Source organism: Vibrio sp. 10N.237.312.B06, assembly GCF_041464685.1.
Taxonomy (GTDB): domain Bacteria; phylum Pseudomonadota; class Gammaproteobacteria; order Enterobacterales; family Vibrionaceae; genus Vibrio; species Vibrio tasmaniensis_A.
This window is the reverse complement of the sequence record NZ_JBFSPI010000120.1, coordinates 1-11,911: the sequence shown is the minus strand read 5'-3', so window position 1 is coordinate 11,911 and position 11,911 is coordinate 1. Positions and strand designations below refer to the sequence as shown.

General features: G+C 40.8%; 8 protein-coding genes and 2 pseudogenes. 2 read left to right on the top strand and 8 right to left on the bottom strand.

Features of this window, described 5'->3' with window-relative positions:
• Positions 1 to 390, bottom strand: a pseudogene (locus AB6C75_RS21620) (hypothetical protein); the annotation flags it as partial.
• A gap of 159 nt (positions 391 to 549) precedes the next feature.
• Between AB6C75_RS21620 and AB6C75_RS21615 the strand changes: the two are divergent.
• Positions 550 to 877 (top strand): annotated as a pseudogene (locus AB6C75_RS21615) (group II intron reverse transcriptase/maturase); the annotation flags it as partial.
• Positions 878 to 1,157: 280 nt separating this feature from the next.
• Here the strand turns inward: AB6C75_RS21615 and AB6C75_RS21610 are convergent.
• The 6 genes from AB6C75_RS21610 to AB6C75_RS21585 form a co-directional block, all read right to left on the bottom strand.
• A complete protein-coding gene (locus tag AB6C75_RS21610; RefSeq protein ID WP_011998878.1) occupies positions 1,158 to 1,721 on the bottom strand; it encodes a hypothetical protein in 564 nt (187 codons plus the stop codon).
• Positions 1,718 to 2,752, bottom strand: a complete 1,035-nt coding sequence (locus AB6C75_RS21605) for a hypothetical protein (protein ID WP_371716855.1) — start codon at positions 2,750 to 2,752, stop codon at positions 1,718 to 1,720. Before AB6C75_RS21605 ends, AB6C75_RS21610 begins: the two co-directional genes overlap by 4 nt.
• Before the next feature lie 9 nt (positions 2,753 to 2,761).
• Complete coding sequence (locus tag AB6C75_RS21600; RefSeq protein WP_011998876.1) at positions 2,762 to 3,022, bottom strand: hypothetical protein; 261 nt, start codon at positions 3,020 to 3,022, stop codon at positions 2,762 to 2,764.
• 9 nt (positions 3,023 to 3,031) lie between these two features.
• Positions 3,032 to 3,274 (bottom strand): hypothetical protein, encoded by a 243-nt coding sequence (locus AB6C75_RS21595; protein WP_102576638.1) that lies wholly within the window; start codon positions 3,272 to 3,274, stop codon positions 3,032 to 3,034.
• Between the two features lie 465 nt (positions 3,275 to 3,739).
• On the bottom strand, positions 3,740 to 7,006 hold the full coding sequence (locus tag AB6C75_RS21590; protein ID WP_372109194.1) for a PIN domain-containing protein: 3,267 nt from the start codon (positions 7,004 to 7,006) through the stop codon (positions 3,740 to 3,742).
• Positions 7,007 to 7,018: 12 nt separating this feature from the next.
• The gene (locus AB6C75_RS21585) at positions 7,019 to 7,351 is read right to left on the bottom strand and encodes a hypothetical protein (protein WP_102488852.1); all 333 of its coding nucleotides are present in this window, start codon (positions 7,349 to 7,351) and stop codon (positions 7,019 to 7,021) included.
• Positions 7,352 to 8,206: 855 nt separating this feature from the next.
• On the opposite strand from AB6C75_RS21585, the gene AB6C75_RS21580 reads away from it, so the two are divergent.
• Positions 8,207 to 11,083, top strand: a complete 2,877-nt coding sequence (locus AB6C75_RS21580; protein ID WP_372109191.1) for a UvrD-helicase domain-containing protein — start codon at positions 8,207 to 8,209, stop codon at positions 11,081 to 11,083.
• Between the two features lie 317 nt (positions 11,084 to 11,400).
• Here the strand turns inward: AB6C75_RS21580 and AB6C75_RS21575 are convergent.
• Positions 11,401 to 11,911: tyrosine-type recombinase/integrase (locus AB6C75_RS21575; protein ID WP_372109189.1), on the bottom strand; the 511-nt coding region annotated here is incomplete at its 5' end.

Sequence of the window (11,911 nt, the reverse complement as noted above, 5' to 3'; positions counted from 1 at the left end):
AATCGCGGTGATGACCGCAGCGCTGACCTCCACGCTCACTGTGTTACTGGTGACGTTGTCTTTAGTGGCCGTTATCTTTAGGACTCCTAATGCTTTGCCTATTAATTTTCCCGACTCTACAAAATATCCAACATTCTCGTTACTGGATCGCCAAATACTTAAATCAGTTAGCACCTTTGAAGAGTGATCAGAATAATGACCTATTGCAATGAAAGTTTGTTTGTTACCTTTCGCCAGCGTTAATTTACTTGTCCCCCGAGTTCCTGCTGAGGATACGCTAATATCGATTCGTTCTAACGTTAAGGTTGGTTTTACAACCTCTTCTGATAGTTCTGAATTACAACCTGTCAGGAAGATGATAAAAAGATATATGGATATAATTTTATTCATGGTTTTATATATTAATATTAAAAATAGGATTACTGAAGATCGGGTAATAAACGGTGGGATGACAATCATTTAAGATAATTTATGACTTTTAGGGGCTTTGTTGCGTAATTCAGTTTAGAGACAGAGTCGTCCCGTTCCGTGTATTTCGACGACAAGTTTCAGGTAGTCGGATATGTAGGTAACAAGCTATTCCATACGATGGTACTGGGCTAAAAGGCGTCATCCAACAAAGTCTAAAACTTGGATCGCCCTAAAATACTTCATCAACCGAAAAGGCCAGTGGCAGTTTCACGGTTGGCAGAAGATCATGGATATGGATTGCCAGTTCAATCTCTTCCAAATAGCCAAAGTGCCAATAGAAAGGCATGTGAAAATCCGAAGTGCAGTGACACCATTTTACCCTCAATACCAAGAATACTTGGCTAAAAGGAAGTCCAAAAGGCTAGCTCGTAACTATTGGAACGAACCTGCTCCGACTGCTTTATAAGTTGCTGAGTATCATTTGATGCCTTTGTGGAGGCTTGAGCCTAGTGCAGTGAAAGTTGCACGCTGGGTTCTTAGGGAGACGGCACTTGGTAACAAGTGTCGTCCACCCGACAGATCTAAGCTAGCTCGTTGTTGGACAGAAACGTATCAGTGGTTTTGCTAAATTAGCAGTCAATAAATTAGTTTAGGTATGGAAAAACCACCTTATCACCAATCTTTGTCTGGGTTTGATTTAAGCGGGCAGATCAAGTAAAAAAGATCCTCTGGCAAGGAACCTACAACTATTTGGTTTTATTTCGTCCAAGTAAGTGGTGTAGGTCTGTATATGCTTTACTAATAAACAAGTCATAAACCAGTTTGAATGACGAAAACAATAAGGATGATATTGCAGAAATTTGTACTGCGAATAAGAGCCAAACTATTAACGCGCATACTGCTTTAATTTTGCCCGCACTAATTATCTGAACTATTGAGGCGTGCGTTGAGAAAGTTAATGTTAAATCACAAAGTAAAGACGCTATTAGCGACGTGGTACTAAAAAGCAAAACCAGTACCAAGCTCTTTAGAACGCTTAGGTCTACACCACTAAAAGCTAGCCCTATGTTTTCCTTTCCTTGTACTTTTTGCAATGCAGTCGGATAAATTAGAGCTAACCAAGCTCCAATTACACCAAACAAGATTGCCGATACATTAACTAATATTCCTATCTGAGATTTTATTAACTCTACTTTGAGAGTAAATGCGAAATCAAATAGATACTTGTTGGCAACAATTACGTAGCCAACAAGAAACGCTACCCATAAACCAAATTTTAGCCAGCCGAAACTAGCTTTTTTATCGGTCATGCTGCTTTTCTCTTATTAGGTTTTCTAGGTACCAATCTGACCTGCTTTGTGCCAATGTAATCAAGCAACTCAGATGCACCAAATGGGTTTTTACCAATACGTTGAATCTCGAAAGCGTGTTCTGTTTTGAGATACTTACCATCTAAGAAAATCTTTCTACCACTCTCACCTTTAAGCACAAAACCAAGGTTGTTGTACTTGTCAGGGTCAATAATTTCCTTTTGATAAGCTGTTACGATATCCAAAAAGTCATTTGCGGTCGCAGGCGTAAAATCAAGTTCAACTTCAACATGCACTTCTTTGGCTTTAGGCAATCCACGACCAACGGCTTGACTCGCTAGATTATGAAACCAACCTACAAGTTCAACGTCTTCAGCTTGTTTTTGAGTTCTACGAACAATCTTAGTTATTTTATCGTGTTTTTGTGTTAGTTCTTCAATCGTCGATTCATCAGTTTTACGCTTCAGGTCAAGCTTGAAATAACCCAAGTCTCCATCTTTATCATCAGGATGTCGATAGCCTATAACTTTATCTTCATTATCTTTATGCGTAACTGCAAATTCTGAATAGTTCTGCATATATCCGGTAATGTAGTTTCTTAAAGCTACAAGCGATGTCATTGCGTGGTCATAGTGAATTGTTGCTAAAAGGTCATGATTCAATGAAATCCAATAGTAGCTTGGCAAGCCCGGTATAACTGTGTTGGAGTCAACACCAGACTTCACCTTTGCTTTACCAGGCTTTGAGTCTTTCGATATAGTAAGAATCTCGTCATCAGCATTGGTTAACTCATTCCAAAGCACAAAGACGTACTCACCATTTGCACCATCGATGTCATAACAATAGACGTTCGATTGTCCTACTGCTTTATCAGCTTTTCTTGTACTCGTGTTTACTAGATTGGGTCTTTGCTTGAACCAGCCAATTAATGAATCTAATACAGCCTCACTTGAATCAAACAACTGCTCATCAGAGCCTCTTTTGTAAATGCCGAGTTTATCGATATCGTAATACTGAAGGGTACCTTTCATTCAAACCTCTTATTGATTGTATGAGGCACGAACGCCATCTTGATAGCCTATTGCAAACGCTGCGTGAGGGCTTTTGTGTCGAACTGTTCCGGCTTGGCTAACTGGCAAAGAGTCAATATCGATATTGAGTTCTTCTTGGCGTTCTAGACCCAGAGCGTAACCTCGTTCATAAGCACAACCGCAGCACTTATGACGCCCCATACCACCTTGGTCATGGGGTAATTGTTCAAACTCAGGGTAATGTCGATGTTCACTTTGACACGTTGACATAAAAACCTCCTATCGTTTCTTGTTCGATTGAGCTAATACTGAAGCAGCGAATTCTTTTGTTTCATCACTGTATTTGTCTGACTGAAGAACCTTTGAGGCTTTAGTCTCCATATCTTTGCCAGTTTGCTTTGACTTATCAGCTTGAGCCATTGCGCTTGCAGCTAGTGATTTCTGAATCTTTGAAGCGTTAGGGTCAGAAAGGGCTTTAGCTGCTTTCGAAGCAACTGATTTAGAGGTTTTCTTAGTATTCATAATGTTATCCTGTGAAATAGACGATCAAGATATGGTGATGGTTGTATATTATTTCAAGGCGCAGAAACAAATAAGTCCTGAAGTAGTGCAGTCTTTCGTTGAATACTTCAATTTATAATCAATTGATTAGTCAAAGGGATAACGAGTTAAGTTGCTCTGTGGGTCATACTTCTAGGTTTGCTAAATTTGGATAACTTTTAGTAGGGCAAAAGTGCATGAACAGGATGTGAATGAGTAAAGGCACTAAGCAGTAGAGGGGCACTTTCGAACTAGGAAGTGCCACGGGTAAAAAATCAACCTGAGAAGCTTTTGGACAAAACGATTTAGAGATATAGCTCTAAACCGTTTCTACCTGATTAAAAAAAGTATCTTGAAACCTTGGACGCTTACGTACTAACTCTATATGAGGAGTTATATTGACTCTAGGAAAATCTAGAGTGTTGGGTACAATCTTCGCCAGCGAGTTCAATTCTCATCCTGCACCGTTGCGTTTTTCTGGCACGAGGCCAAGGCTTCATTGCACGCATCAAAATCCAAAAAGTGCCCCATAGCAAAATCTGAAGCAAGGATAGATATCAACTTGACGTATTTTCGTACTCGGCTTGGAGTATCAATAACACTATGTATTAGCGCAGCGAATTTTTGCTCAGCCGTATCACCTACAATTGTCTTCATGGCTGAACGACAACAAGCATTAAAGACGTACTCAGCGTAACCATCATAACGCGGGTTGTACGCCCTCCCCCCCTCTAAAATAACCCCGTCTATATACGCTACTGCTGTAACATTTCTCACTATTTCTGCTAAAAAATTCAGAGGAGCCCCTGTTGCATCGATCGTTTCTCCATACTTTTCCATGAACTTAAATACTAAGAATGTATCTGAAGGATCAGGTGACCGACTTAGCTCTATTACGTCTTTGTACAAAATTGGAACAGGAGTACCAGCAAACAAGCTTAATTCGATACTTTTTTTTCTCTCCTCCATCGACAAAGAGTTCAGGAATCTCGAAACCAATAAATTCATATCTGCTGCTGGGCAACTTGAACGAGACAGAAGCTCACACATCAAATGATCAATACATAGCAAAGGTATACTATTGGCAAAAGAAAGTTGAAATGTCGAATAAACAGTTTCATCGATCATATCCCTTACCCGAACTAAGATATCAGGTGTATCGACTGGTTTGAGGGTTTCGACCTTCGCATATTCAAGTATTGTTTGTAAGCCTTCAATCAAACCTAAAGTGTCTCTTCTGATATCGTCTGCTGTAATCCTGTAAAGTCCGCTATCTGACACCCCCATAGACATATAATCATCTCTAAGCATATCCTCAAGCCAAGCTTCTATGACCGTCTTCGTATGCTGACATATAACAACTCCTACACCTAACTTGCCGAAGCTAGAGGTGAACCCCATTAGTGAAAGATAAACCGCTGTGTAAACGTCGATGATTACTTTATCTGGCTTTTCTTCCCCACCACTAAACAGTCCCATATATTGCGTCGAACTTTGCGAAGTGAGGTGTGAAACAGCCCCTCTAACAGGACTACTTGGATCAGTATATTTACCTCGCATTGTCAAAGGTACATTTGGATTCTGCAATGCTTCATCCCGCCGTTTCTCTTCGGAAGAATAACGCCTCATTATATTTTCAAAATAGGGAATCCATTCACTTTGATTTGAAGGTAAAGAAAACTGCCTGAAAACATCCGTACCATCGTAGCTACTACTACGCATTGTTGCAGCTAGCCTAAAGGCTGCAACATAGGGAGAAATGCGCTGAATTACCGTGATTTCACCTACGGTGTCTCCTTCCTGCGCATCTTCTAAGATTTGCCCCAATGGAGACTCTATATCCAATAAATCTGGATGCTTTATGTCGACATCACGAACAAGGATTCTAGTGAACGTATCAAAACCATCAGAGTATGTAATTCCATCTCCACATTTATTTGGCAAATATGGGTTTTCAACAACTTGAGGACGAGCACACAAAGCATTTGCATGAATCTGAGTTAGTGGTACAGCTACTTGATTTGGATGCTGTACAAACCAATCAACAAGTACTCTGTCAGAAAGACTTACATCCACATGAATTGCTATTTCGTTAACCAGTGCGACTTTTGATTTATGGTACGTTTCAAAGATTTCTTCTGGGATTTCAAAAACAATACCCTTCAGTTCATCTGTGCCCAGTCCCTCTGCTCTCGACACATGAAGCAACAGATGCCATGCATATGAATTGGTTGATGAGATGCCGATTGCAGCTCTAGCTGATTGAATTGATAATCCATACTCTCCCAAGCGTTCGTATACTTGAGCTTCTCTTAAACAAACTGAGACAGTTTTATCTTCTTCCCCTAAGTGCTTAATTTGATTTAAGAACAAGTCGAACTTTTCACTTGCCAATAGAGCGCTCAAATAGCATTCAAAAATAGGAGATACCCAAGCCTCATCGTCAAGGAATGGTTGGAGGTAATTGACTGCGTTCAGCGGCAAATCAAGCTCTAGAAACTTCTCGCACAACCGTAATACCGCATAAGGGTTTATGCGATAAAACTTCTCAGGATCTATATCTAGAAAACCTTGAGCTCTTTCATCCAGTAGTTGCACTTCTTTTTTATGATTGGTTGGACATACCGATACTCTCAGGTACAAGTCGAAGAAGGAGTTAATATATTCATCTCCAGTGCGGATTTCTCCACCACTCTCTACCCACTTGTTTACAGCCTTAGCCTTTATCTGATCATTTTCTAGGGCAGAATCTAAACGAGCAAATTGTTCTAAATCCAATGAGTCAGAAACCAATTCAAACTTGGCTTCTTCAGCTTTACCCCCACTAGAAAGTTGCTCTATGAAGTCAGCGTACGTCGAGTTCATATTTCGGATTCTATCAACATACTGCTTAGCTACATCGTAGAGTCGACTGTCTAAGAAAAAGGTCAAACTAAGTAGGTTCGTCAACGTTGCGATATACCTGAGATCATCTTTTTCTGCGATTTCAATCAATAACTGGGCTACAAGCCTATCGACATCAGCCTTCGTTTGTTTGCTTAGTGAAACGTAGTGTTTGCTCTGATTTTGCGTAACAAGTAAGCAGCTTTCTGTATAGAACAAAAGAGCTTTCGAATTAGCTGATGAAAAATAATTATCTAATTGTTGAGCTAACTCAAAAGCAAACTCAAAGTCTTCAACCCGAATGGCTCCACGAACTAAGCCTGTAACTTCCTGTTCAGACAAGTCATAGACGTTCGCATTGCGGTAGCATGACTCTAATTCTTCTTTAGATGAGAGGTGCTCGAAGAACACTTCTTTAATGTAGAAACTATCGCTTTTTAAGTCTGAATACCTCTCTCTGGCTAAACCTTCTGAAGTGCGTGACTCTAAATCAATAAGTATCGAAGTAACGACCTCCCAAACATTGTTTGGAAGGTCGTTATGTTTTAACAGTGTTAGAAGGTCATTCTTTGATGGTGCTTCAGAGCCACTCACTAACTCAACTTTGACGCCTAGAGCTGTTAGAAGCAACTGGACATCACGCTCTAAAGCACTTATCCCTTTAAGAACGTCAAGCTTCTCAGCTGCTCTTTCCAACTCCCTATAGCAGACATCACGCATGATATTGTCTATTACACTACCGAGATCTCTTGTTTGAACACTACGAATTATGTTTTCGTATTTGTTACCAGCAACATTGTCGCCTAGGCCACTATGCTCTTGATTCACCATCACACAACCTACCTATTTATGGTAAACAGTTTTGTTTCCTACAATGTTGTCGCCTGAACCACTATGGTTCTGAGTCACTGAACCAATCGTGGTATTTTGTTCAGGTTTAATTAGTTTTAAAATCTCTTGTAATTCACCAGACTCGCTCAACTTACGCTCAATTACGTGCTCACCGTAGTCCTGTAACTCAAGAGCATTGACTTGCTCTGCTAATTTTTCCAACAACTCATCATCAAAAAGCCACCCCTGTAGCTTTTCCTTCAAAAAGTCAGAAGTTATTGCAACCCCTTTTTTAAAGCCATCATACAGTACACCCGACAAAAGAGTGCTTGTTAGAAAGTCCATATGTACTCCTTAATTCACTAACATACTGAATCGTAAAAATTTCCCTACATATTATGAGCATTAGAAAAAGTCAGTCAATTAGTAGTTTGGTGAACAGATAATCTAAGCAAGTGTAACTTGGAAAGGGGCACTTTCGAGCTAGAAAGTGCCAAGCGTTGCGAATCGCTCTTAAACAGTTTGTATACAAATTGTACGCAACTTACCTTGAGGTCTCATCACAAATGTATGGTTTGCCGCCCGAAGTATCGCAATTAAGTGCGCATTCATAGTCACCATAGTTAGTTGCATTTAGGTCTTCTAGTATATCTAGCGATGCTGCACGACATGCAGAAAGCGAACTGAATGTTCCACCGAATCTGTCAATAGTTAAATTATTGGCATTTGGATACACAAAGCTCATCCATTCTTCTTTTTTAGTTTTATCGAAAACCCAAGACGTAATGTTGTATACAACAACAATGGTAATTATTACTTTTAGAAGTTTCATATTAGATTATTTGATTGGTGTATTGAAGGCCATAATTATATTACGGATACTAAACTATTGCATGCACTCGAATAACTACAGGTAAGGCAAACGTACAATCACAGATTGTGGGTTGATTTTCGTGCTGAGAAGGAAATGGGGCAATGTCGCGTTACGAATCGAAACAACACTAAACCCATTTGCATGAGAATATGGCCAAACCCTATCTCATTAGCCAATTTTTATGAACCACTACAGTTCTATGTTGTTGTCTTTGAGTTCTGAATCGATTAACTGTAAAAATTGATGACACTCAAGTACTAGTACTCTGCCGATAAGTTAGACTATGCCTCTTTACGAGGCAATCACACTTTAGGCGGTAGCGTATAATGACGCAGTGGACACTTACCACAAACTCTTTCGGTCGAATTTTCAAGAATCAGCTTGTCGTTGAGATCAGTGATGCAGGTATACGAGCTGATTCAGGCGGAGAGGTGAGTTTCTTCAAATGGGAGGATTTGGATAGCGCCCCAAGTTTGAAAGCTACAATCGCTGGCGGTTGCTTAAGCTTTAGTGTTGGCGGTAAGCAACACAGCTTCTCTATGTTAAGCTATCTACTCCCTTTTAAATACCCACACAATTTTTTTCCTCACTGGGCTAATCAAAATGCAAAGCATTTGGTTGGGTTCTTAGATTCAGTGGAGAATCAATGCCAATCCAGATTTCTTCGCGACTCATCCATACAGAACATACAGAGCTTTGCCAAAACAGAACACAAGCGGTGGCGAGGTTGGAACAAAGCTTCGGGTCTATCCGACTCCGCAAAAAATACAGCAGCCCAGGTAAGTCGCATTGCTAATTGGAAAACGGCGGATGTTGAGCGTATTAGAAGTGAGTATGTGGAGCGCGAGCTTAACGCTTTTGATTCATTTTTTAACAGCGTGGAATCTAACCCGCTCACCACTAAGCAAAGAGTTGCTTGCATCACCGACAATGATAATAACCTTCTTTTAGCTGGAGCTGGTACAGGTAAAACTAGTGTAATGGTTGGTAAAACTGGCTACCTAGTGAAAAGCGGGCAAGCGCAACCAAACGACATTTTGATGCTGGCGTATGGTCGAATAGCTGCGGAAGAGATTGATGAGCGCATCAGGGAAAAACTAGGATTTGAAGATGTAAAAGCGAGTACCTTTCATAGTCTGGGCGTGAAGATTATTTCACAAGTTGAAGGCAAGGCGCCAAGTTTATCGTCCTTGGAAAGTGACGTACGCGCAAAAGTGAAGTGGATGAATGAGGCTATTGCCTCTCTGATGCAAAATGTTAGCTATAAGAAAGCGTTACTAGATTATTTCAGTGCGTATTATTTCGTAGATAAAGATCCATTTGAGTTCAAAACCCAAGGCGAACACTTAAAGTATCTCAATGATAACGATATCCGCACGCTGAAAGGCGAGAAGGTTAAAAGCTTTGGTGAAATGGTGATTGCCAACTGGCTTTATAGAAAAGGCATCAATTATCAATACGAAGCTAAGTATCGAATCGATGTAGCTACGGAGCAATACCGACAGTACGAACCCGACTTCTATCTTCCAGATTATGATATTTATATTGAGTATTACGGTACGGATGAAAACGGAAACCCTCCACCATATATCGATAAAGAGAGATACCAACAAGGCATTAAGTGGAAGAGAGAAACGCATTCCAAGTATGGAACAGGGTATGTTGAACTGTATTACCATCAACACCGAAATCGCTCGATGTTAGAAATCTTGGAGCGAGAGCTAATCACTCGCCAAGTGAATACAAATCCACTGCCCGATAATGAGTTGTTCGAAAGTTTAGAGAACACAGGCCTAGTCACAGAACTGGCTCGCCTTTTAGGTTCGTTAGTTGATCTGTATAAAGCTGCTTGTCTTGATGAAATTGGTATTCAAAAAATAATAAAAAACTCTCTAGACCCCAAGCAAACAGCTAAGGCTTTGGAATTGTTGATGCCATTGTACCAGCGCTACCAAGATTACCTTTCAGAAGAGAACGTGATTGATTTTAACGATATGATTTCAAAAGCCTTGTCGTATGTCGAAACAGGTCAATTCGAGTCGCCTTGGAGTTACATACTCGTTGACGAGTTTCAAGATATCTCAGAGCCTAGGGCAAGGCTTGTAAAGGCACTTCGAGACAATAAAGAAAACTCTTCGTTATTCTGTGTGGGTGATGATTGGCAGGCAATCTATCGCTTTAGTGGCGCTGATGTTCGCTTAACGACAGACTTTGAAAAGTACTTCGGTGCAGCGTCTAAAACAACGCTTGATATGACCTTCAGGTTTAATAGCGCTATCGGAGATGTGGCAACGCGTTTTGTTACTCAAAACCCCGTTCAGCTTAAAAAAGAGATTAAGTCTTTAGTTCAGGTTAGCAAACCAGCGGTAAGCGTCATTCGACAGGGAACCGAGGAACAAGGGATAACGGCATTAGATAAAGCGTTAACATCGATTGCAAACCACGTACACCAATCCAACTCGCCACATAAAAACAAAGTCTATTTACTAGCAAGGTTTTGGTACCAAATGCCAGATGCTAATTACCTACAGTGGTTAAGGCAGCGTTACCATATGTTAGACATTGAGAACCAGTCGTTCCACGCTTCTAAAGGTAAAGAAGCGGACTATGTTGTGGTTATGGGACTGACAACAGGCAAACATGGTTTCCCCTCGGAGAAACAAACCCCTACGCTTATTAATGCGTTATTACCGCAAGGAGATACGTTTGAACACGCAGAAGAGCGGCGATTATTCTATGTGGCGCTAACCCGTGCGAAACACAGAGCATACTTAATCGCGGACATGACCGATGCAAGTGACTTTGTTACAGAGCTGATTAAAGGAAACTATCCAGTAGAGACTAATGAGTTTGATACTTCCTTAACGCAACTGAATGCGGACAAAATGGTTTGTCACTCTTGTAAAGTTGGCGTTCTCAAGCCACGAGTTGGCCAATATGGTAAGTTTATGTCTTGTACACTTTACCCACGTTGTAAGCACAAGGAAACGCCTTGTGATAAGTGCGGTAGTGCCATGAGTCGTGAAACCAAAGATGATTATCAAGTTTGCATTAACTCCAGTTGTGAACATGAGCGCCCAATGTGTTTGAATTGTGGTAATGAGATGAAATTGAGGCGTGGTAAGTATGGTGAGTTTTGGGGGTGTTCTACTTATCGTAGAAACGTTGAGAATAATTGTTCGAACAAAATTAACGTCGATTAGATAGCGAAACCCAGAAACAACAAAGGGCTATCAGCCACTAGCTTTCTAGCCGTTTTAATATGACGCTCCCAACAGGATTCGAACCTGTGACCTGCCTCTTATGAGGGACAAGTCAACCGCTCGATGGTCATCGTTTTGGGCCAAACGGTGTGTTCGAAAAAGCGTAAGAGAACACAAGTAAAAGGTTGTTGAATTTGACCATCTATCTAATTGTTGAAACACACAATGGGGCATAAACGTTTTAGAGTAGTGGCACTAAGGCGTAGTGGCACTAAGGCGCCACTCCCAAAAAGTGGCTTTATAGTGATTCAAAATAACTACCAACTCAAAAAATCCAACTCAGCTCTAATATCACTTATCTGCTCATCCGTTAATTCTGGCAAAATGTTGAACTCCCCTTTTATTGCCTTTGGTTCGGGGTTAGGTTTGTCTGCCTTCAATGCCTTTGTGGTACGTTTTCGTTTTCTGGGCTGTACTTCTTTAGGCTCGACTAATATTCCCGTTATTACCGCCCCCAGAGTATCTACTGCCTCTGTCACATGGTGCTCACTGACATGCATATAACGAAGTGTTGAAGAGATACGTTTATGACCAAGGAGCTTAGCGACCATCGGGAGCGGATAACCTTCCAGCACCGCATAACTGGCAAAAGTATGACGTAAGTCATGAATACGTACATCTGCAATATCGGCTAACACCCGTACTCTTTGCCATACCATCCCAACCTTAGTAGGCCGACTCACATAACAGCGAAGAGGTGAAAAAACATCATTACCATTAGAGTCAAAAAACTGTTTCCCTATTTCCGAAAGGAGTTTTCGAGCATCT